Origin of the sequence: Mesorhizobium norvegicum (assembly GCF_004919685.1) — a bacterium.
GTDB classification, from domain to species: Bacteria; Pseudomonadota; Alphaproteobacteria; order Rhizobiales; family Rhizobiaceae; genus Mesorhizobium; species Mesorhizobium norvegicum.
Genome location: NZ_SMYZ01000042.1, coordinates 1 through 20,920, shown reverse-complemented (window position 1 = coordinate 20,920; position 20,920 = coordinate 1). Strand labels below are relative to the sequence as shown.

General features: G+C 62.1%; 23 protein-coding genes. 17 read left to right on the top strand and 6 right to left on the bottom strand.

Translation table 11 applies throughout. The features are described from left to right. Nucleotides 1-2 precede the first annotated feature (2 nt). From FCU66_RS17690 to FCU66_RS17675, 4 genes are read left to right on the top strand one after another with little or no spacing between them, the layout of a single operon-like run. Complete coding sequence (locus tag FCU66_RS17690) at nucleotides 3-458, top strand: GNAT family N-acetyltransferase (protein WP_136619010.1); 456 nt, start codon at nucleotides 3-5, stop codon at nucleotides 456-458. Next, nucleotides 458-2,023, top strand: coding sequence for an amidase (locus FCU66_RS17685; RefSeq protein WP_136619011.1), 1,566 nt, complete (start codon nucleotides 458-460; stop codon nucleotides 2,021-2,023). The genes FCU66_RS17690 and FCU66_RS17685 overlap by 1 nt, the downstream gene beginning before the upstream one ends. Nucleotide 2,024: 1 nt before the next feature. Continuing rightward, entirely contained in the window at nucleotides 2,025-2,555 is a 531-nt protein-coding gene (locus FCU66_RS17680; RefSeq protein WP_136619012.1) for a hypothetical protein, read from the top strand. A 7-nt stretch (nucleotides 2,556-2,562) separates the two neighbouring features. Continuing rightward, nucleotides 2,563-3,354 carry a YdcF family protein gene (locus FCU66_RS17675; protein WP_136619013.1) on the top strand — a complete coding sequence of 264 codons (792 nt, stop codon included), beginning with the start codon at nucleotides 2,563-2,565 and terminating at the stop codon, nucleotides 3,352-3,354. Here the strand turns inward: FCU66_RS17675 and FCU66_RS17670 are convergent. Further along, complete coding sequence (locus FCU66_RS17670) at nucleotides 3,333-4,046, bottom strand: DUF599 domain-containing protein (protein WP_136619014.1); 714 nt, start codon at nucleotides 4,044-4,046, stop codon at nucleotides 3,333-3,335. The two genes, FCU66_RS17675 and FCU66_RS17670, sit on opposite strands and share 22 nt — an antisense overlap. 179 nt (nucleotides 4,047-4,225) lie before the next feature. Here FCU66_RS17670 and FCU66_RS17665 point away from each other — a divergent pair, with 179 nt between their 5' ends. From FCU66_RS17665 to FCU66_RS17650, 4 genes are all read left to right on the top strand, one after another. After that, entirely contained in the window at nucleotides 4,226-5,629 is a 1,404-nt protein-coding gene (locus FCU66_RS17665; RefSeq protein ID WP_136619015.1) for an L-serine ammonia-lyase, read from the top strand. Between the two features lie 77 nt (nucleotides 5,630-5,706). Then, the gene (locus FCU66_RS17660; protein ID WP_056587530.1) at nucleotides 5,707-6,144 is read left to right on the top strand and encodes a DUF1489 family protein; all 438 of its coding nucleotides are present in this window, start codon (nucleotides 5,707-5,709) and stop codon (nucleotides 6,142-6,144) included. A gap of 83 nt (nucleotides 6,145-6,227) precedes the next feature. Further along, on the top strand, nucleotides 6,228-6,959 hold the full coding sequence (locus tag FCU66_RS17655; RefSeq protein WP_136619016.1) for a VWA domain-containing protein: 732 nt from the start codon (nucleotides 6,228-6,230) through the stop codon (nucleotides 6,957-6,959). Further along, on the top strand, nucleotides 6,959-7,657 hold the full coding sequence (locus tag FCU66_RS17650) for a DnaJ domain-containing protein (protein WP_136619017.1): 699 nt from the start codon (nucleotides 6,959-6,961) through the stop codon (nucleotides 7,655-7,657). Before FCU66_RS17655 ends, FCU66_RS17650 begins: the two co-directional genes overlap by 1 nt. 46 nt (nucleotides 7,658-7,703) lie before the next feature. On the opposite strand, the gene FCU66_RS17645 is transcribed toward FCU66_RS17650, so the two are convergent. Continuing rightward, nucleotides 7,704-9,137: a D-alanyl-D-alanine carboxypeptidase gene (locus tag FCU66_RS17645; RefSeq protein ID WP_136619018.1), complete on the bottom strand. Its 1,434-nt coding sequence runs from the start codon at nucleotides 9,135-9,137 to the stop codon at nucleotides 7,704-7,706. A gap of 285 nt (nucleotides 9,138-9,422) precedes the next feature. Between FCU66_RS17645 and FCU66_RS17640 the strand changes: the two genes are divergently transcribed. From FCU66_RS17640 to FCU66_RS17620, 5 genes are all read left to right on the top strand, one after another. After that, nucleotides 9,423-9,752, top strand: coding sequence for a phasin family protein (locus tag FCU66_RS17640; RefSeq protein ID WP_056587548.1), 330 nt, complete (start codon nucleotides 9,423-9,425; stop codon nucleotides 9,750-9,752). Between the two features lie 297 nt (nucleotides 9,753-10,049). Beyond that, a complete protein-coding gene (gene clpS, locus FCU66_RS17635) occupies nucleotides 10,050-10,379 on the top strand; it encodes an ATP-dependent Clp protease adapter ClpS (RefSeq protein ID WP_056587551.1) in 330 nt (109 codons plus the stop codon). A 6-nt stretch (nucleotides 10,380-10,385) separates the two neighbouring features. Continuing rightward, on the top strand, nucleotides 10,386-12,854 hold the full coding sequence (gene clpA / locus FCU66_RS17630) for an ATP-dependent Clp protease ATP-binding subunit ClpA (protein WP_136619019.1): 2,469 nt from the start codon (nucleotides 10,386-10,388) through the stop codon (nucleotides 12,852-12,854). A 62-nt stretch (nucleotides 12,855-12,916) separates the two neighbouring features. Further along, nucleotides 12,917-13,555: a chloramphenicol phosphotransferase CPT family protein gene (locus FCU66_RS17625; protein WP_136619020.1), complete on the top strand. Its 639-nt coding sequence runs from the start codon at nucleotides 12,917-12,919 to the stop codon at nucleotides 13,553-13,555. A gap of 94 nt (nucleotides 13,556-13,649) precedes the next feature. Beyond that, complete coding sequence (locus FCU66_RS17620) at nucleotides 13,650-14,555, top strand: phosphatase PAP2 family protein (protein ID WP_246093938.1); 906 nt, start codon at nucleotides 13,650-13,652, stop codon at nucleotides 14,553-14,555. Nucleotides 14,556-14,558: 3 nt separating this feature from the next. Here the strand turns inward: FCU66_RS17620 and FCU66_RS17615 are convergent, their stop codons facing one another. From FCU66_RS17615 to FCU66_RS17600, 4 genes are all read right to left on the bottom strand, one after another. Then, nucleotides 14,559-14,993, bottom strand: a complete 435-nt coding sequence (locus tag FCU66_RS17615) for an HIT family protein (RefSeq protein WP_136619022.1) — start codon at nucleotides 14,991-14,993, stop codon at nucleotides 14,559-14,561. Nucleotides 14,994-15,091: 98 nt separating this feature from the next. Further along, entirely contained in the window at nucleotides 15,092-16,306 is a 1,215-nt protein-coding gene (locus FCU66_RS17610) for a GNAT family N-acetyltransferase (protein ID WP_136619023.1), read from the bottom strand. Nucleotides 16,307-16,362: 56 nt separating this feature from the next. Continuing rightward, nucleotides 16,363-17,091: a glycerophosphodiester phosphodiesterase gene (locus FCU66_RS17605; protein ID WP_136619024.1), complete on the bottom strand. Its 729-nt coding sequence runs from the start codon at nucleotides 17,089-17,091 to the stop codon at nucleotides 16,363-16,365. 14 nt (nucleotides 17,092-17,105) lie between these two features. Then, complete coding sequence (locus FCU66_RS17600) at nucleotides 17,106-17,570, bottom strand: RidA family protein (protein ID WP_136619025.1); 465 nt, start codon at nucleotides 17,568-17,570, stop codon at nucleotides 17,106-17,108. A 138-nt stretch (nucleotides 17,571-17,708) separates the two neighbouring features. Between FCU66_RS17600 and FCU66_RS17595 the strand changes: the two genes are divergently transcribed. The 4 genes from FCU66_RS17595 to FCU66_RS17580 all read left to right on the top strand — a co-directional run bounded on the left by FCU66_RS17595 (nucleotide 17,709) and on the right by FCU66_RS17580 (nucleotide 20,883). Then, nucleotides 17,709-18,536, top strand: a complete 828-nt coding sequence (locus FCU66_RS17595) for a cell envelope integrity EipB family protein (RefSeq protein WP_136619026.1) — start codon at nucleotides 17,709-17,711, stop codon at nucleotides 18,534-18,536. 118 nt (nucleotides 18,537-18,654) lie between these two features. Continuing rightward, nucleotides 18,655-19,953, top strand: coding sequence for a lysophospholipid acyltransferase family protein (locus FCU66_RS17590; RefSeq protein ID WP_136619027.1), 1,299 nt, complete (start codon nucleotides 18,655-18,657; stop codon nucleotides 19,951-19,953). A 43-nt stretch (nucleotides 19,954-19,996) separates the two neighbouring features. Then, nucleotides 19,997-20,275 (top strand): DUF4031 domain-containing protein, encoded by a 279-nt coding sequence (locus tag FCU66_RS17585; protein ID WP_136619028.1) that lies wholly within the window; start codon nucleotides 19,997-19,999, stop codon nucleotides 20,273-20,275. Continuing rightward, nucleotides 20,272-20,883 (top strand): LysE family translocator, encoded by a 612-nt coding sequence (locus FCU66_RS17580; RefSeq protein ID WP_136619029.1) that lies wholly within the window; start codon nucleotides 20,272-20,274, stop codon nucleotides 20,881-20,883. The genes FCU66_RS17585 and FCU66_RS17580 overlap by 4 nt, the downstream gene beginning before the upstream one ends. Nucleotides 20,884-20,920 lie beyond the last annotated feature (37 nt).

Sequence of the window (20,920 nt, the reverse complement as noted above, 5' to 3'; positions counted from 1 at the left end):
CGATGGCAATCGAGATCGCCATTGAAACGCCGCTGCAGGACGATGTGCGTGGGCTGGTCGAGGAACTCAACCAGACGTTGCTCGAATTGACGCCGCCGGAACACTGCTACCATCTGACGGTCGAGCAGATGGCCGGTGAGGACACGACCGTTTTCATCGCCCGTGACAATGGCCTAGCCATCGGCTGCGGCGCGCTGAAGCGCCATGACGGTGCCATCGGCGAGGTCAAGCGCATGTACACGCGGCCTTCGCATCGCGGCCGCAAGATCGGTGCCAGGATCGTCGAGCGGGTCGAGGCGCTGGCGCGCAATGAGGGGCTGAAGCGCCTGGTGCTGGAGACGGGCGATCGTCATCCCGCGGCGTGGACAGTCTATGAACGTGCCGGGTTTTCGCGCTGCGGCCCGGTGCTGGATTATCCCGATTCCGAGTGGTCGGTGTTTTACGAAAAGAGCCTTTGATGAGCGACCTGACCCAGCTGACGATTTCACAGGCCCGCGCCAAGCTGCGCGGCAAGGAAATCACCGCGACCGAGATCACCGAGGCCTATCTTTCGGCCATCGATCGCGCCAATCCCGCGCTCAATGCCTATGTCGCGGTGACCGGCGACAAGGCGCGCGATATGGCCAAGGCGTCCGACGCAAGGCTGGTCAAGGGCGAGGGCGGTGCGCTGGAAGGCATCCCGCTCGGCATCAAGGACCTGTTCGGCACCAAAGGCGTCCATACGCAGGCCTGCAGTCATGTGCTCGACGGGTTCAAGCCGCGCTACGAATCGACCGTTACATCCAATCTGTGGGCCGACGGCGCCGTCATGCTGGGCAAGCTCAACATGGACGAGTTCGCCATGGGCTCGTCCAACGAGACGTCCTACTATGGTCCGGTCATCAACCCATGGCGGCGTTCGCGTGTCGACACGGTGGTGATGCCGACGACGCATCAGGGCGACGGCGGCTTTGTCTCGGCTGGCGGCACCAAGACTGCGCGCAGCCTCGACAATGCGCAGCTGGTGCCGGGCGGTTCTTCCGGCGGTTCGGCAACCGCAGTCTCGGCCTTCCTGTGTGCCGGCGCGACGGCGACGGATACTGGCGGTTCGATCCGCCAGCCTGCCGCCTTCACCGGCACCGTCGGCATCAAGCCGACCTATGGCCGCTGCTCGCGCTGGGGCATCGTCGCCTTCGCCTCGTCGCTCGACCAGGCCGGACCGATCGCCCGCGACGTGCGCGATGCCGCGATCCTGTTGAAGTCGATGGCGTCCGTCGATCCGAAGGACACGACGTCGGTCGACCGGCCGGTGCCGGACTATGAGGCGGTGATCGGCAAGCCGATCAAGGGCATGAAGGTCGGCATTCCCAGGGAATACCGTGTCGACGGCATGCCCGAAGAGATCGAGGCGCTGTGGCAGAAGGGCATTGCCTGGCTGAAGGACGCCGGCGCCGAGATCGTCGACATCTCCCTGCCGCACACCAAATACGCGCTGCCGGCCTACTACATCGTTGCGCCCGCCGAGGCTTCGTCCAACCTCGCCCGCTATGACGGCGTCCGCTACGGCTTGCGCGTACCGGGCAAGGATATCGTCGACATGTATGAGAAGACCCGCGCCGCCGGTTTCGGCCGCGAGGTCAAGCGCCGCATCATGATCGGCACCTATGTGCTGTCGGCCGGCTATTACGACGCCTACTATCTGCAGGCGCAGAAGGTGCGCAATCTGATCAAGCGCGATTTCGAGACTGTCTTCGCCGCCGGCGTCGATGTCATCCTGACCCCGGCAACGCCGTCCGCCGCCTTCGGCATCGCCGACGAGGACATGGCTGCCGATCCGGTCAAGATGTACCTGAATGACATTTTCACGGTCACCGTGAACATGGCCGGCCTGCCGGGGATCGCCGTGCCCGCCGGGCTCGACGCCAAGGGCCTGCCGCTCGGGCTGCAACTCATCGGCCGGCCGTTCGATGAGGAAACCCTGTTCCAGACCGCTGCCGTCATCGAGCAGGCCGCCGGCACATTCCAGCCGGAGAAATGGTGGTAGCATGCCGCCCCCGTCTCGCATTTCCATCGTCGAGACGGGAGACGAACTGCTGATAACCAACCCACCACGCACCTCGGATTTCAGGACGGGCTTCGTCCTGATTGGGGCCGGGATCGTTGCCTACACCGGCTACATGGGATTGACCGACACGTCGCCCGCAACCGTCGCCAGCGGCACTCTCGGACTGCTGTCGTTCGCGGCGATCATTGCCCTCTTCACCTATTTCCTCGGCAAGGATTTCATCTGGCTGGTATTCGGCAAGGAAACCCTGCAGCTAACCAACGCCGCAGCCGTGCGCGACGTCAGGGGTTCTTTGCGAAATCGTTCGTCATTGCCTTTGAAAGGGCACCTTGAGGCCGAAATCCTCGACCATACCTATCCAACGGATGAAGCGGGTCTGTTGGAAGTCATCAGGTTGTCCAACACTAACGGCGTCATCGTTTTCGGCAGGGAGTTGAGCCGGCCCGAGGCCGAGGCTGTGACGAGTGCCGTCGAGCACTTCATCGGTCGTCAGAATTCGAGCCGACGATAGGCAGCCAATGTTCTTCTACCTTTCCAAGATCTTCTGGTTCTTCATCCAGCCGCTCAATCTGGCGATCTTCCTGCTGCTGGCGGGACTGCTCGCGGCCGTGGTTGGTCGCCGGCGGCTGGCGGTCACCGGCAGCGTGCTGGCCTTCCTGATCCTTGCGCTGTCGGCCTGGACGTCGCTCGGCGCCATGATGCTCAATCCGCTGGAAGAGCGCTTTGCGCGCCCGCCGCAGCCGGAAAAGGTAGACGGCATCGTCGTGCTCGGCGGCGGCTTCGAGGGCGCCATCAATCTGGTGCGCGGCGGCTATGAGCTAAACAGCGGCGGCGATCGGATGGTCGAGACAGCGATTCTGGCCCGGCGCTTTCCAGCAGCCAAGGTGATCGTCTCCGGCGGCACCGGAGAGTTGTTTCTCGAAGGCGAGGGTGACGCCGCCACGGCCCCCCGCTTGCTCACCGCGCTTGGCGTGACGGCCGATCGCCTGATCCTCGAAAACAAATCCCGCAACACCTATGAGAATGCCGTCTTCACCAAGGAGCTGGTAACGCCGAAGCCCGGCGAGACCTGGCTGCTGGTGACCTCGGCCTTCCATATGCCGCGCGCCAAGGCGCTGTTCGACAAGGCCGGCTTTGCGACTGTTCCCTGGCCGGTCGACTATCGCACCTCGGGCAAAGAGGGCATCGGCCTGTTCCGCGACAATCCAGCCGATTCGCTGCAGGCCACCACCATCGCCATCCGCGAATGGATCGGTTTGATCGCCTACTGGCTGTCAGGGCGGATCGATCAGCCTTTTCCTGGCGGCTGACCGATCACCGCCTGTCTGGCGGCCGAGAAGAACTGGCGCCGCACCAGCACGGCCAGCAGCAACACCGTCGACAACACGAACACCATGGGGTCGACGAACCAGCCGAGATAACCGATCGAGAAGAACACGCCGCGCAGGCCGGAGTTGAAGTGCTTTCCGGCGAGCATGTTCATCTGCGCCGCACGCCACACCGCCGTTTCGGTGACCGGATTGCGTGAGGCTTCGCCATGCGGGATCGGCACGGCGCCGATCAGGATCGTGCAATAGTTGAACAGCCGGTAAGCCCAGCCGAATTTGAAGAACGAAAACGCCAGGATCAGCACCAGTCCGAACACCTTTATCTGGAAGGCCGCGCGCGACGGCGCGCCACCCAAGGGCAGGTCGCTCAACACTTCAAGAACCCGGTCGGACGCGCCGAGCAAGGCAAAGCAGCCGCCGATCGCGATCAGTGAGCTGGAGGCGAAGAAGGCGGTGCCTTGTTGCAGGCCGCTCATGATGGCGGTGTCGACGATGCGGATCTCGCGCTCGGCCATGGTCCGCATCCAGGCTTGCCGCTGTGCATTCATCGCCGTCGTCAGCGACACGCGGCTGACCAGCTTGCCGTCGGAGGCGAACGTGTGCAGCAGCCACACGACGAGGAAGAAGGCCAGCGCCGCGAGATCGGCTGTCGAAAGATCGAGGGAATCGCCCATGGCCTGAATTTATCACATTCAGCGCGATCGCTTCGATGTCCGCATACAGCGATCGGCACCAATGTCGCTGCCGGAGCAAACAAGGTCGGCGGGTGCAGCGCCGCGATTTCCAAAAGAGCGGAAACATCCTGGGAATTCCTATATATAATCCTCGACCTGACTCCAGGAGACAACGCCGCGTGTTCCTTTCGGTTTTCGACCTGTTCAAGATCGGCATAGGACCCTCGAGTTCGCACACGATGGGGCCGATGACCGCCGCTGCGCGGTTTCTCGACGAGGTCGCGGGAAATGACTGGCCGCGTCCGGCGGGTGTGAAGGTCGACCGGCTTGGCGCCAGCCTGCACGGGTCACTCGCCTACACCGGCATCGGCCACGGCAGTGATCGCGCCGTCATCCTCGGCCTTGCCGGTCTGACGCCGCAGACAGTCGATCCCGATCAGGCCGATGGCATTGCCAGCCGCATCACCGCCGAAAAGCGCATTTCGCCGCCCGGCCATCCCTCCTATCGCTTCGACCCGGCCACCGATCTGGTGCTGGACCGCAAGACGCCGCTCACCGGTCACGCCAACGGCATGGCGTTCTACGCCTATGACGCCGGCGGCCGCCTGCTGCTCAAGCGCATCTATTATTCGATCGGCGGCGGCTTCGTGGTTTCGGAAGAAGAACTGCAGCGGATGAAGGCCAAGGGGTCGGTGACGACAGAAGGCAAGAAAGTGCCTTATCCGTTCAAGAACGCGGTCGAGATGCTGGCCATGGCCGGCAAAAGCGGCCTTTCCATCGCTGACATGAAGCGCGTCAACGAGGAGACGCAGATGTCGCGCGAGGCGCTCGACGCCGGCCTCGACGGCATCTGGAGCGCCATGAAGGGCTGCATCGACCGTGGCCTGTCGCAGGACGGCATCATGCCGGGCGGGCTGAAGGTGCGCCGGCGGGCGCGCATGCTGCACGACAAGCTGCAGGAGCAGTGGCAGCAGAACAAGCCCAATCCCTTGCTCGCCAATGACTGGCTGTCGATCTACGCCATGGCGGTGAATGAGGAGAATGCGGCCGGTGGGCGCGTCGTCACCGCGCCGACCAATGGCGCTGCCGGCACGCTGCCGGCGGTGCTGCGCTACTGGCTGCACTTCCATCCCGAAGCCGATCAGCCGAGCATCCGCGATTTCCTGCTGACGGCCGCCGCCGTCGGCGGCATCATCAAAACCAATGCCTCGATCTCGGGCGCCGAGGTCGGCTGCCAGGGTGAGGTCGGGTCGGCGTCGGCAATGGCGGCGGCCGGCCTGTGCGCCGTCATGGGCGGCACGCCCGAACAGGTCGAGAATGCAGCCGAGATCGCGCTCGAACATCATCTCGGCATGACTTGCGATCCGGTCGGCGGGCTGGTTCAGGTGCCGTGCATCGAGCGCAATGCGCTGGGCGCGGTCAAGGCGGTGACGGCGGCGTCGTTGGCTATCAAGGGCGACGGCATCCATTTCGTGCCGCTCGACGCGGCGATCGAGACCATGCGCCAGACCGGCCTAGACATGAACGAGAAGTACAAGGAAACCAGCCTTGGTGGGCTCGCCGTCAATGTCGTGGAGTGCTGACGGCTGGCCTAAACTGCCACTGTGGAGAAGTCGATCAGGCCGTTGACGCCTCCGCGCGCGGGACTAAACCTTAAGCGATGTCTCTCAATCTCATAAAACTCTGTGTCGGCTGCGACAGCGTCGAGGATCTCGAAGAGTGGATTGCCTTCCGCCTCGACGAGCGGCGGCGCGCCGGTGAGCCGGTCGAGCAATACCACACCACCCGCATGATGCCGACGCGTGGCGCCGAGGTTACCGATGGCGGTTCGCTTTACTGGGTGATCAAGGGCAATGTGCAGTGCCGCCAGCTGATCACCGAGATCCGGCCGTTCACCGACGGTGAAGGCATCGGCCGCTGCCACCTGATTCTCGACCCCGAGGTTGTTCGAACCGACTGGCAGCCGCGCCGGGCTTTTCAGGGCTGGCGCTATCTGAAGCCGGCGGACGCGCCGCTCGATCTCGGCAAGGGTAAGGCCGGGCTGATTGAGATGCCGCCGAAACTCAGGCGCGAGCTTGCCGATCTCGGCCTGCTCTGACCCCAGGTGACATCACCCTCTGGCCCTTTGTGCCACCCGATGTGGGGCTTGCAAGCGATGTTACGACGCCACATCTTGTTTTTATGAGCGACAAGAAGCAGCCCGTGCCCGCGAGGGCCAATCCTGCGCCGATCAAGCCTCAATCCAACGCCGGCGAGATCGACGCCTTCATTCGTCAGGCGAGGACACTTGCCGCGTCGGCGACCGGTTCGGGCAGGCTGATCCTTGCCCTCGACGCGACGATGAGCCGCCAGCCGACCTGGGATCTGGCCTGCACGCTGCAGGGCCAGATGTTCGACGCCGTCGGCAAGGCCGGAACCCTCAGCGTGCAACTGGTTTATTTTCGCGGTCTCGGCGAGTGTCGTTCCTCCGCTTTCGTGAGCGACACCAATGCCTTGAAGCAGCTGATGACGCGGATCGAATGCCGCAGCGGCCACACCCAGATCGGCAAGGTGCTGGCGCATGCGCTGAAACAGACGGCGGCCGCCAAGGTTAATGCGCTCGTCTACATCGGCGATGCGATGGAAGAGGATATTGACGATCTGGCCGAAAAGGCCGGTAGCCTCGGCCTGCATGGCGTTCCTGTCTTCGTCTTTCAGGAAGGTCATGATTCCGGCGCAGAAAAGGCGTTCAAGGAGGTCGCGCGGCTGTCCAAAGGGGCTTGGTTCCGATTTGATCGGCGGGCTGCCGCGACCCTGGCAGGACTGCTTTCGGCCGTTGCCGTGTTTGCGACCGGCGGGTTGAAGGCGCTCGAAGCCAGGGGCAGGCCGGAAGACCGGTTGATGATCGAGCATCTGCGGGGCGGCGGAAAATAATGGGCGCAATCATCGCTTTTGTAGCGTTGCTTCTGCTGCTTCTCGGCGCGGTGACGATCTTTCTGCGCGCCGACCCAGCGAAACTGGCGGGCACGATGCGAACGCTTGGGCCGGCTCTTCTGGCACTTGTCGGCGTTGCCGTGCTTGTGGTCGGCCGTGAAGGCATCGGCGGCATGATCCTCGCCGCGGCGCTTGCTTGGTATGGTTCCATGCGCATGAAGCGCCAGCCGGCCGGGCTGGCGCCGGGCAAGCGCTCGACCGTGCGAACAGCCGCGCTCGAGATGGAACTCGATCACGATACCGGCGGCCTCGAAGGACTGATCCTGGCTGGCCGCCACGAAGGCAAGATGCTTGGCGCGATGGGGCTGGCGGAGTTGCAGCATCTCCACCGGGAACTCTCCGCCGATCCGGAGAGCCGGCAGCTGCTAGAGACGTATCTTGACGGCAGATTTCCCGTCTGGCGCAAAAACGCTGAGACGGACGGTGGCGAAAGGCTGGGTGTTGCGCCAGGTCCGGGCGCCATGACTAAGGAGGAGGCCTACAAGGTCCTTGGTCTTGAAGCGGGGGCCGCCGCGGCGGATGTCCGCAAGGCGCACCGCCGCCTGATGCAGCGCCTGCACCCCGATATCGGCGGCACGTCTTTCCTGGCGGCGCGGATTAACGAAGCCAAGGACGTCTTGCTCTCCAATCACAACTAGTCTCCTTCGACGCAGAATTTTTCCGGGAGATGACCTCCACGCCGTCCTACTGCTGGACGGCGTAGCACTCGATGTTCTTCTTCTTCAAAGCGGTGCAGGCCTTCCAGGCCGCGGTCTTCGAACCAAAGCCACCGAAGCGGGCGCGGTAGTAGGTGACGCCATCCTTGTCGAAGGCGACGGTGAAGCCGGAGGCGTCGGCCAGCACCTTGGGTGCCTGCTTGGTGGTCTTGTCGAGGAAGGCCTGGGCTTCGGACTGCTTTGGCGACGAGGCGACCTGAATGGCCCAGCCCGACGGCACCGACGCCGTGTTGACCGGGTCAACGGCCGCCGGAGTTGGCTCGGCATAGGAAGCCACGACCTGGGCCGTGGCGACCTTGGGGGCGGCGACGATGACCGTCTTCACCTTCCTTGCGGGGACGGCGACGGCCAGCTTGGGCGTTTCAGCCTCGGCGCTCTCTTCATCATCGCTATCGCCCTGTGCGACCGTCGCGTCTTCGGCGACGGCTGTATCGGCCTCGGCCACTGTCACAGGCTTATCGTCCGGGGTCGGCGCGTCGTGCTTGGGAAGCAGCACCTTGGCTAGCGCCTTGATCGGATTGTTACTGTCCGCATCGGCTACCAGGGCACCGCCGCCGCGGGTCGAGGCCCGCGGCATATAGGTGTTGATCAGGCCCGCCATCTGATTGTCGCGGCTGCCACCCGAGGTGCCGCCCATGACAACGGCGACGAGGCGGCGGTTGCCGTCGGAAACCGACGAGACGAGATTAAAACCGGAGGCGCGGGTGTAGCCGGTCTTGATGCCATCGACGCCCTTGATGCGTCCAAGCAGACGGTTGTGACCATTGATGCGCTGACGGCCATAGAGAAAGGACCGCTGCGAGAAATAGCCATAGTATTGGGGAAAATGTTCCCGCAGTGCGATGCCGAGCGTTGCCATGTCGCGCGCGGTGGTGAACTGGCCGGGGTCGGGCAAGCCGTTGGCGTTGCGGAAGACGGTGCCGTCCATACCCAGCGCCCGTGCCTTGGCGGTCATCATGCGGGCAAAAGTGGGTTCATTGCCGCCGAGCATTTCACCTAGCGCGGTGGCCGAGTCGTTCGCTGACTTGGTGACGATCGACAGGATCGCGGTCTCGACCGTGACAGAGCCGCCCGGCTTCACGCCGAGTTTCGTCGGCGCCTCGGCGGATGCATGGGCCGAAAACACGACTGGTGAGTTCCTGCTGATCTCGCCCTTCGCCATCGCCTCGAAGGTCAAATAAAGCGTCATCATTTTGGTCAGCGAAGCCGGATAGCGCCTGCCGTTGGCATCCGCGGAGTACAGCACCTTGCCGGTCTTGGCGTCCACGACAATGGCCGCCTGCCTCGCCGCCAGCGACGAGACAACGTCGCCACAAACGAACGTCATCGCCATGGCGAAGATCATGATCGTTTTGAGGGGGGAGGTGGATTTGGAAACGATGCCCAACAACGCCTTACGCACTGGTACTTCCCTTGGATTCTTCGTTGCGTTGGAGGCGGCAAAGGGTCCTGCCTCGCTTCCGGCCAAGCTACCGGGGCAGCGTTACCAATCCGTTTATGGTAACCGCCGCGTTCACCATTTTCTTCGGGCTTGAAGCTCTCTTTATTCGATTTTTAGCCATTGGCTGCGCAGGCGGGTCCCGCAGGCGAGTGAAATATTGACTTTTGTGCGGCGCACAATGTATTATCTTGCATTGCACAAGGGCGCCCCGAAGAAGGACGCCTCAACCGTCAAGGGAATCGTGAAATGACCCAGACCTATGAGGACTTCAGCAAATACGGCAAAGAGTTCGCCGACACCGGATTGAAGAGCTTCGCGTCGCTCTCCAAGGGCGCGCAGGCGATCGCGACCGAGGCTGGCGAATACACCAAGAAGAGTTTTGAGGCCGGCAGCGCCACCGTGGAGAAGCTGTTCTCGGCCAAGTCGCTGGAAAAGGCGATCGAGATCCAGTCGGATTACGCCAAGCAGTCCTATGAGGCGTTCGTCGCCGAGGCCACCAAGATTGGCGACCTCTATGCCGAACTCGCCAAGGAAGCCTACAAGCCCTTCGAATCGATCGTTGCCAAGGCGAAGTAATTCCGCCCGGGCGAAGTCATTTCGCCTGCCGCGACCCAAATCCGGCCCTTTGGGATCGGGACAAAGCCCGGCTGCGGAAACGCGGCCGGGTTTTTTCATGTCGATTTCCGCTCCAGGGCCTCGCGTCCCTTCACGATTGCGAAAATCGTCCAAGTTTGGTCACCTAGCCATATTGTCAGCTAAACAGAAGGGCTTAAAATCGTCCATCGAACACCTACATGTCGAACTCGCATGGGGATTCGAAAGAGGCAGGAATACGTGACGATCGGTTTGACTGCCACGAGACACGTGGTGCGGATGCAAAACGGCGACGGCAACGGCAATGAAGCCGGCCGTGGGACGGCCGTCATCACGCGCACCAAAACCAAAACCAAGAAGCCCAGCCTTTATCGGGTCCTCATCCTCAACGACGACTACACGCCCATGGAGTTCGTGGTTCACGTGCTGGAGCGTTTTTTCCAGAAGGACCGCGAAGCCGCCACACGCATCATGCTTCATGTTCACAATCATGGAGTGGGCGAGTGCGGGGTCTATACATTCGAGGTGGCCGAGACCAAAGTGTCCCAGGTCATGGATTTCGCCCGACAGAATCAGCATCCGCTGCAATGCGTGATGGAGAAGAAGTGAGGTAACATGCCGGCTTTCTCCCAAGGCCTGGAAAAGGCGCTTCACCAGGCGCTGACGCTCGCCAATGAGCGGCACCATGAATACGCAACCCTTGAACATCTGCTGCTCGCGCTCATCGACGACACCGAGGCGGCCGCCGTCATGCGCGCCTGCAATGTCGATCTCGACGAGCTCAAGCACACGGTGCTCACCTATATCGACACCGAGCTCGACAATCTGGTCACCGGTTATGACGAGGACTCCAAGCCGACTGCCGGGTTCCAGCGCGTCATCCAGCGCGCGGTGATCCATGTCCAGTCGTCTGGCCGCGAGGAAGTGTCGGGCGCCAACGTGCTCGTCGCCATCTTCGCCGAGCGCGAGAGCCATGCCGCCTATTTCCTGCAGGAACAGCAGATGACCCGCTACGACGCGGTCAACTATATCTCGCACGGCATTGCCAAGCGTCCGGGCGCGTCGGAGACACGCTCGCCGCGCGGCGCCGATGATGAGCAGGGCGGCCAGAACGGCGCCGAGCCGCAAGAGGAAGGCGGCAAGAAGAAGCAGCAGCAAGATGCGCTGACGGCTTATTGCGTCAACCTGAACAACAAGGCCAAGGCCGGCAAGATCGATCCGCTGATCGGCCGCGAGTCCGAGATTAACCGCACCATCCAGGTGCTGTGCCGCCGCTCCAAGAACAACCCGCTCTATGTCGGCGATCCCGGCGTCGGCAAGACGGCGATCGCCGAGGGCCTGGCCAAGCGCATCGTCGAGGGTGACGTTCCCGAAGTGCTGCACAACGCCACCATCTTCGCGCTCGACATGGGCACGCTGCTCGCCGGCACGCGCTATCGCGGCGATTTCGAGGAACGACTGAAGCAGGTCGTCAAGGAGCTCGAGGACTATCCAGGTGCCGTGCTGTTCATCGACGAGATCCACACGGTGATCGGGGCAGGGGCCACATCAGGCGGCGCCATGGACGCGTCGAACCTTTTGAAGCCGGCCTTGTCGTCGGGTGCGATCCGCTGCATCGGCTCGACCACCTACAAGGAATTCCGCCAGTTCTTCGAGAAGGACCGTGCCCTGGTGCGGCGCTTCCAGAAGATCGACGTCAACGAGCCGACCATCGAGGACGCCATCGAGATCATGAAGGGCCTCAAGCCCTATTATGAGGAGTTCCACAAGGTGAAGTTCACCAACGAGGCGATCAAGGCCTCGGTGGAGCTGTCGGCGCGCTACATCAACGACCGCAAGCTGCCGGACAAGGCGATCGACGTGATCGACGAGACCGGCGCCTCGCAGATGCTGGTGCCGGAAGCCAAGCGCAAGAAGGTCATCGGCATCAAGGAGATCGAAGCGACGATCGCCACCATGGCCCGCATCCCGCCTAAGACGGTTTCGGCCGACGACGAGAAGGTGCTGCAAGGCCTCGACATCGAGCTGAAGCGCGTCGTCTATGGCCAGGACACGGCGATCAGTGCGCTGACCTCGGCGATCAAGCTGGCACGTGCCGGACTGCGTGAACCGGAGAAGCCGATCGGCTCCTACCTGTTCTCCGGCCCGACGGGTGTCGGCAAGACCGAAGTGGCCAAGCAGTTGGCTGCCTCGCTCGGCGTCGAGCTGATCCGCTTCGACATGTCGGAATATATGGAACGCCACACCGTGTCGCGGCTGATCGGTGCTCCTCCCGGCTATGTCGGCTTCGACCAGGGCGGTCTTTTGACCGACGGCGTCGACCAGCATCCTCACTGCGTGCTGTTGCTGGACGAAGTCGAGAAGGCGCATCCGGATCTGTTCAACATCCTGTTGCAGGTGATGGACCACGGCAAGCTGACCGACCACAACGGCAAGCAGATCGACTTCCGCAACGTGATCCTGATCATGACCACCAATGCGGGCGCGTCGGATGCTCAGCGCGCGGCGATCGGTTTCGGTTCGACCAAGCGCGAAGGCGACGATGTCGAGGCGATCAACCGGCTGTTCACGCCGGAGTTCCGCAACCGTCTCGATGCGATCATCCCGTTCGGTTCGCTGCCGGTGCCGGTCATCCATCAGGTGGTGCAGAAGTTCGTCATGCAGCTCGAGGCCCAGCTTTCCGAGCGTGGCGTCACCTTCGACCTGTCGGCGGATGCGATCGCCTGGCTCGCCGACAAGGGTTATGACGAGCGCATGGGGGCGCGGCCGCTCGGCCGGGTCATCCAGGAGCACATCAAGAAGCCGTTGGCTGACGAGGTGCTGTTCGGCAAGCTCAAGAAGGGCGGCACGGTGCGCGTCACCGTCGAGAAGAAGGAAACCGGCGAGACCGGCCTGAAGCTTGAATCGCTCGCCGACGAGGCGCCGGTGAAGCCGAAGAAGGAAGAGCCGGAAGAAACGCCGAAGCCCAGAAAGGCCGTGGCGAAGAAGCCCGCGGCCAAGAAGCTGGTGGCGCCGAAGCCCGAAGCCAAGGGCAAGGACGGCGGCAAGCGCAGCCTCGTGCCGCAACTGCCCCGAAAGAACTGAGCCTTACGAAAGTCGAAAAGCCCCGGAAACGGGGCTTTTTTCATTGGAGCACGAGGTGACGCATGGCCGGCCAGATCATCGTCCTGAACGGCGCGCCGCGATCGGGAAAATCAAGCATCGCCAGGGCTATTCAGGAGAGTTTCGATGGCGTCTGGATCAATCTCGGCGTCGACGTTTACGAGCAGGCTACGCCGCAGCGCTATCGGCCTGGAATCGGATTGCGGCCAGGCGGCGAGCGTCCGGATATTGAAAGCGTCGTGCCCGGATTCTACGCCGCGCTCTACGAATCGATAGCCGCTCACAGCCGGCTGGGGCTGAATGTCGTTGCGGATGTCGGCCATCACGATGCCTATTCGAAACCCCTCAACTGCCTCGTCGATTGCGCCCGCGGTCTCGCCGGCCTGCCGGTGCTGCTTGTCGGTGTTCGCTGCCCGATCGAAATCATCATGGAGAGGCGTGCGGCCAGCGCGGCGGACAAGGGATATGTGACGGGCTCGCCTGACGATCCCGTGCCATTGCCCGTGCGTCTATGGCAGGAAGAGGTGCACCGGCCAGGCGTGTACGATCTGGAAGTCGATACGTCACTTCTGAACTCTGCCCAGTGCGCGGAGATAATTCGTGAGCTTGTGTTGGAAAATTTGAATTCAACGGTTTTTCAGAGATTCTCGGATTCTTCATGGGACTCCCACAGGAGTTCTTGACCATTCCTGCTTCCAGTTTCACTCTTGATTAACGCTCATTGGTCATGTTTCAGGCATGATCTTGCTTCCTGCAGAACGGACAATACTGGCTATTGTGTTGGCGCTGGTCGCCGTCTGCTTTTTCCTTGCATGGGACAAGGACATCACCGTTGCGCTTGACGGCTACGGTTTTTCCATCGGCTTTGCCATTGTGATGACCGCTCTCGGCCAATTCTATCGCCGGGTCCGCAAGGCGGAGCGGATCGCGCTCACTGCGCATGCCCTGGCGCTGTTCATCCTCTTTTCAGTTGTTGCCTCGCTGTTCAACCTTCTGCTCTTGCCACGGCATTCAGCACCGATCGACGCCACCCTGGTGTGGATCGACTCCTGGTTTGGTTACTCGTGGCCAGCCGCTTGTGCATGGATTTCTCAATACCCGCTTCTCTCGGATATGCTGAGGCAGGTCTATACTCTGACGCTGGCTCAGATCCTGTTGGTCTTTCTCTTCCTGGGTATGGCCAACGATCGGAAGCGGCTTCACGCGGCCATGCTGGCGACGGTGTTTGCCGCGCTGGCCACTATCTTTTGCTGGGCGCTGTTTCCGTCCAGTGGCGCTTCCGCCTACTGGACCTTGGACCCTGAAATCGATCGCATTGTTGGACCCGTGGTTAATTCCGCCTACGGGGCGGAATTGAATCGCCTGCTGGTTGACGGCATCAAGGACATTTCAGCGATTCAGGCGACAGGGCTCATAGGGTTCCCGTCGTTCCACACGGTCATGGCGCTGATGTCGCTTGTCGCGATCTGGCCGTATCCATTTGCGCGTTTCGCGCTGATCCTCGTCAACACCATGCTGGTGCCGGCAATTCTTATCCATGGCGGGCACAATCTGATGGACGTGTTCGGCGGCGCGGTGATTACAATAGCCTGCTGGCGACTGGGCCTGTGGGCATTCGAAGCGCAGCAGCGACGGCCGTCGTCGAGGGCCAAATGCGAGGCGCTGACGACCGCCGAGGGCTGAGCGTCACCGCGCGGTCATCGCAGCCCGTATCTTTTCGGCGCTCTTGGCCAGCACTTCCGGCTTCTCCATTCCGCCCGTGTGCGGTTTCAGCGGAATGCCATCGAAGCGCGGGATGACATGCACATGCAGATGATAGACGGTCTGCCCCGAGGCCGGCTCATTGAACTGCATGACTGTGACGCCGTCGGCGCCGAAGGCCTTTTTCACCGCCAGCGCTACTTTCTGGACGACGGTGAAAAGCGGGCCGAAAATTGACGGATCGGCGTCGAGCAGGTTGCGCGACGGCGCCTTCGGCACCACGAGCGTATGGCCCGGCCCCTGCGGCATCACATCCATGAAGGCTATGAACGCATCGTCCTCGTAGATGCAGTGCGAGGGAATTTCGCCGCGCAGGATCTTTGCGAAGATGTTGTCGGTGTCGTAGGCGGCCTCGGTCATGGCGAACGCTCCGGGTTGTGCCTTTCGTGTAGCGAAGCCGTGGAAAGTCGGCAAGACGATCGGGCGAAGTCGATCCTGCCATCAGGGCAGCCCTGTTGCTACTCCTCCAGATCCTTGCGGAACGGGGTGTGCTCTTCGAGATATTCGCTCATCCGCTCCACCTCTTGCCGCTCGCGCCTGAGATAGTCGGCGACGGCGTTGCGCAGGCCGGGGTGCGCAATGTAGTGCGCGGAATGCATGGTCACCGGCCGGTAGCCGCGCGCGAGCTTGTGCTCGCCCTGTGCGCCCGCCTCGACCACCTTCAGCTTACGCTCGATGGCGAAGTCGATCGCCTGGTGGTAGCAGACCTCGAAATGCAGGAAGGGGTGGTCCTCGATGCAGCCCCAGTTGCGGCCATAGAGTGCATCGGAGCCGATGAAATTGATGGCGCCAGCAACATAGCGCCCATTGCGTTTGGCCATCACCAGCAGGATGTCGTCGGCCATGCGTTCGCCGATCAGCGAGAAGAATTGGCGGTTGAGATAGGGCCGGCCCCATTTGCGGCTGCCGGTGTCCATGTAGAAGGTGAAGAAATCGTCCCAGGCCTTCTCGGTGAGATCCTTGCCGGTCAGCCGGTCGATCGAAATGCCATTGCCAAGCGCTTCGCGCCTTTCCTTCTTCATCGCCTTTCGCTTGCGCGAGGCAAGGGTAGCGAGGAAGTCGTCATAGGTTGAAAAGCCTTCATTGAAGAAATGGAATTGCTGGTCGGTGCGGTGCAGGAAACCTGCCGCCTCCAATACCTCCACGTCGCCCTCCTGCGCGAAGGTGACATGCGCGGAAGAGACACCGAGTTTTTGCGTCACCGCTTTCAGGCCTGCCGCGAGACCGGCCTTCACCGTGGCGCTGTCCTCGCCCTTGCTGACCAGCAGGCGAGGGCCGGTGACCGGGGAGAAAGGCACAGCACTTTGCAGTTTTGGATAGTAGCGGCCACCGGCGCGCTCGAACGCATCCGACCAGCCATGGTCGAACACATATTCGCCCTGGCTGTGCGATTTGAGATAACAGGGCACCGCGCCCAGCAATCTGCCTTGCCCATCCTCCAGCCTGAGGTGGTGGCCCTGCCAACCGGTGCGCCGCACAGCGCATCCGGAATCCTCGAGCGCGCTCAGAAAAGCGAAGGAAACCAAAGGATTGTAATTGGTTTCTGCATCGCCGCGCGTCGTTCCGGCAAAGCTGTTCCATTCATCGCAGGTGAAAGCGCCGATACCAGCCGCGACGCGGATCGAATAGTCCGCATTTGCTGTCTGGCCATCGCCCTCGTCGCCTTGATCCATGAGGCTTATTTAAGCTCCGTCCGGCTTGGTACAAGTCACGTTTCAGACACTCGACTTCAGGCGACTTTGACCAGATCGGGTTCAAAGCCCTCGAACGTCATCTGGTCGGCATATCTGAAGGTCAGGTCGACCGCGGGCTGGTCATGCACGGTCCAGGTGATAACAGGCATTTTCAGCTTTTCGCGCACGAAGCTGACGAACCGGTTCGGCAGGTCGCCGGCGGCATAGGAGGTGAAGGCGATCTCGTGCGCCAGCATGGCGAAATGCGCCTCGATCAGCTTGACGTCCTTGCCGTAGGCGGTCAGTCCGCCCGGAATGCCCGGCGCGTGTTTCGGGAAATCGCGGATCAGCCAGTGGTCGAACGACATGATCGCGGCTTTGCCCTTGTAGCGCTTGAGCATCTTGCCGACGCTTGCCACCAGGCCTTCGTCACGACCGGGAATCCCTTTGAGCTCGACAACCATCGGCACGCGGCCGTCAACCAGGTCGAGCGCTTCCTGCAGCGTCGGCAGGTGGTCCGATGTGCCACCGACCTTGAGCGCCGTAAGTTCCGCCGCGGTGCGTTGCCAGACGAAACCGTCCTGGCCGGTCAGCCTTTGCAAATCGTCATCATGAATGATCACGGGAACGCCATCCGACGACAGGTGCACGTCGCATTCGATCGCATAGCCGCGCTCGGCCGCCGCGGCGAAGGCGGACAGCGTGTTTTCCCAGCGCGTCTTGTTCATGTCGTGGAAACCGCGATGGGCGACGGGCCGGGCGGTCAGCCAGGATAGGTCGGTCATTTCTGTCCCCTGGCTCATTCGACTTCGAAGATGGCTTCGATTTCCACTGCGGCATTAAGCGGCAGGCAGGCGGTGCCGACGGCGGAACGGGCATGCTTGCCGCGTTCGCCAAGTGCCGCGACCAGGAAGTCGGAGGCGCCGTTGGCAACCAGGTGCTGCTCGACAAACTCAGGCGTCGAGGCGACGAAAACGGTGATCTTCACCAGCCGGCGGATTTTCTCGAGATCGCCGAGCGCTGCCTTGGCCTGCGCCAGGATGTTGATCGCGCAGTACTTTGCCGCGTCCTTGCCGCTTGCGGTGTCGATATCGCGGCCAAGCAGCCCGCTCGCCTGCAGCTTGCCATCCTTGAGCGGCAATTGGCCGGCGGTGAACAGCAAATTGCCGGTCCTGCAATAGGGCACGTAGTTGGCGGCGGGCGCGGCGGCGACAGGAAGCGTCACGCCCAGATCGCTTAGCCGCTTTTCGATTGTTTCACTCATGGTATTTCCCTATTGCTTGGTGACGCCGCGCGGGCCGGGCCGAAATTGCTATTTTTGCCTCGCTTCCGCCACGACTTTTTTTAAGCTGGACCATCTTTCCCTGCGGCTTGCCGTCAGCCGCGACGATCGGAGTACCTCATGCGCGCTACGCGCCTTGCATTCCATGCCGTTCTGTTGTCGGGGGTCTTCTCGATAGGCCCAGCCTTTGCCGTGCCGGCGCTGCAAGCCCACCGCGCCGTTTACGACCTTACCCTCAAGAAAGCGTCCGATCAGTCCGGCATCACAGGCATATCCGGCCGCATGGTCTATGAGTTCAACGGCTCGGCCTGCGAAGGCTATACGGTGAAATTCCGCTTCGTCACCCAGATTGTGACTGCCGACAACACCAGGCTGACGGATCAGCAGACGACCACTTTCGAGGACGCCGAAGGCAAGACCTTTTCATTCGTGACAAAGTCCTTCGTCGACCAGAACCTCGACAAGGAGGTCAAAGGCGTCGCCACGAAAGGGACCAAGGGCCTGAAGGTCGATATCGACAAGCCTGAAAAGAACAGCGTCGAGCTGGAGACTACCCAATTTCCGACCCAGCATCTGGTCGAACTGATCGGCAAGGCCGAAAAGGGCGAGAACTTCTACGAAACCAACCTGTTCGACGGTTCCGAAGACGCCAACAAGGTTATGACCACCACCGTCGTCGTCGGCAAGAAAACCGATGCCGACAAGGCCGACCCGGAGGCTCCTGCACTGGCGAAGCTCGCCACCGACAAATACTGGCCGGTCGACATCGCCTATTTCGACGACACCGATAAGACAGGCGAAGAGGTGCCGGAATACCGCATCAGCTTCAAGCTGCATGAGAACGGCATCACCCGCGACCTCGTCATGGACTATGGCGACTTCTCGATGACCGGCAAGCTGGTCAATCTGTCGTTGTTCGACCAGACGAAAGCCTGTCCGACCAAATAGGGCTTCATCCGGCCGGTTGATTAACCACGACACGGCGTGGTCGTGGCGAACGACTTGAACGCGCCGCAATCGTCTCTCAACCTCTTCCCCCAGCGTCCAGGCGCAAGGGGGGAGCAGCTTGAGCAAGATCGATGTCTTCGTGGCGCCGCGGCCCAATCCTGCACTGATCAGGGTCATGACATCCGTCAACCGGATCGTCATGCTGCGCGGCATTCCCGGATTTCGTGACCTGTTGCCGTTCAACCGCCTGGCCGGTCTGCGCGGCGTCGCCAATGTCCGTCACATCGACTTTCCCGACGCCGATCTCGACCGGCTGAAGGCCAGTTGCGGGGCAGGGAAGGCGACCTTCATCACGCCCAATCATCCCGAGTTCTTCACCGACTGGATGATCGACAAGGAGATCGTGTCGCAGGTCAGCCCGCTCACTGCCTCCTGGGCGACGAATGGTGTCGTCAACGGTCTTGGCCGGCTGATGCAGAAATTCTGGCTGGCCAACAATCTGATCGCCCAGATACCCGGCAACAGCGGGGCAGCCAAGGAACACTCCGTCGCCTGGGCCTTGAAGGGCCATGGCGTGCTGCTGCATCCCGAAGGCGGCGTCGGCTGGCACGCCAATATCGTTGCGCCGTTGCTGCCGGGTGCCGTCGAGATGGGGCTTGAGGCCCTCAAGCGCGGTCGGGCCACGGATCCCGATTTCAAGGTCTGGATCGCGCCAGTCGTCTGGAAACTTGCCTTCACCAGGAATGTCGAAGCGGCGCTGGCGAAGGAATGCGCCTATGTCGAGAAAAACCTGAAAATAGAACGTCGCGCGAACGACACGCTGCCGCAGCGCATCCACCATATCTATTCGACGCTGCTGACCCGCGACGAAGCCGCATGGGGCATGCCGTCCGACGCAGGCGCGACCTATGCCGAGCGCCAGAGGGCGTTGGTCAGCGAACTCGCCCGCCGGCTCGGCGAGAGCATCTCACCCAACGCTGTAATCACCGACACCACCGAGCTTCTGCGCCGGGCGCGTCGCTGGCAGCGCGAAAACACCGGCGATGCGGAAGGGCAAAAGCAGGTCCGCGCGCTCGCCGATACGGTCCAGAGGCTGCGACGCGTCGGGCCCTGGGCCTCGGCCAACCCGCGCATCACCCAGGAGGAGATCGCCGAACACCTGAAGCGGATCCGCAACGACTATTGCCGGGGCGGACTGCGTGACACGATCAACCGGTTCATTCCGCAGCCGGCCGGGCCGCGTTGCGCCTATATCCGGGTGCCGGAGGCGCTGGGCCTGCATGAATATGCCGGCTCGATCGACGATGCGGTTGCCGAGTTGCACCGTCGCATGCAGGAAAGCATCACCAGCACGGTGGTTGAGATCGAGGCCGGCCGCGGCTTCATTTTCTATCCGAATCCCTTCTATCATCGCTAGACGAGTGCCGATCGGCGCAAGATGAAGGAATGCGGCAAGCCTCATGGCGGTCTATGTCGACGCGGCAATCTGGAAATGGGTTGGTCATCGCTGGTGCCATTTGATGGCTGACGACACCGATGAGCTCCATCGCTTTGCCGCTCAGCTTGGCATCAAGCGCTCATCCTATCAGGGGCCGCCCAAGACATCGGCGCCGCATTATGACATAACCGGCTTCGAGCGCGACCGCGCGGTGCGGCTCGGCGCCATCGAATGCAGCCGCGAGAAGATCGTCGCGATCTTCCGGCGCGTTCGGGTGCCCAAGGGAAAGATCCGATCATGACACTGACGGCATTTCTGGCTTATTGCGCGGCGATCACGCTTGCCGCCGCGACGCCTGGACCAGCAATGTTCGCCGTCATCACCAACGGCGTGTCGCGCGGGTTCCTTCGCGCGTTCATGGCCGGAGTCGGTGTTGCCGCCGGCGATGCCTTGCTGGTCACACTGGCACTGCTCGGACTGGTGGCGCTGGCCCAGACCTTCGAATGGATTTTTCTGCTGCTGAAATACGCGGGCGCTGCCTATCTGGTCTTCCTCGGCATCAGGATGTGGCGCACTGCCGCCACGCAATCGAATGAACCGCAGGCGGCGCAGGCGAGATTGTCGCGGTCGTTCTTCCTCGGCGCGTCCATTGCGCTTGGCAATCCGAAGGCGATCCTGTTCCATGCATCGATCATGCCGCTGATCCTGAACCTCGACACCATGACCCTTGCAGATGGCCTGCTGGTGGTTGCTGTCGTGATCAGCGTCAACATCCTCACCATGGGTCTCTATGCTGCTCTCGCCGGCCGGGCTTCGGGCTGGTTCCGGACGCCGAGGCGCATGCGGCTGATGAACCGGTTCGCCGGCAGTGCCATGATCGGCACCGGAGCGCTGATTGCCGCACGCTGAGCGGTGAAGCGCCACACGGCTGTCGGTAGCTAATCAA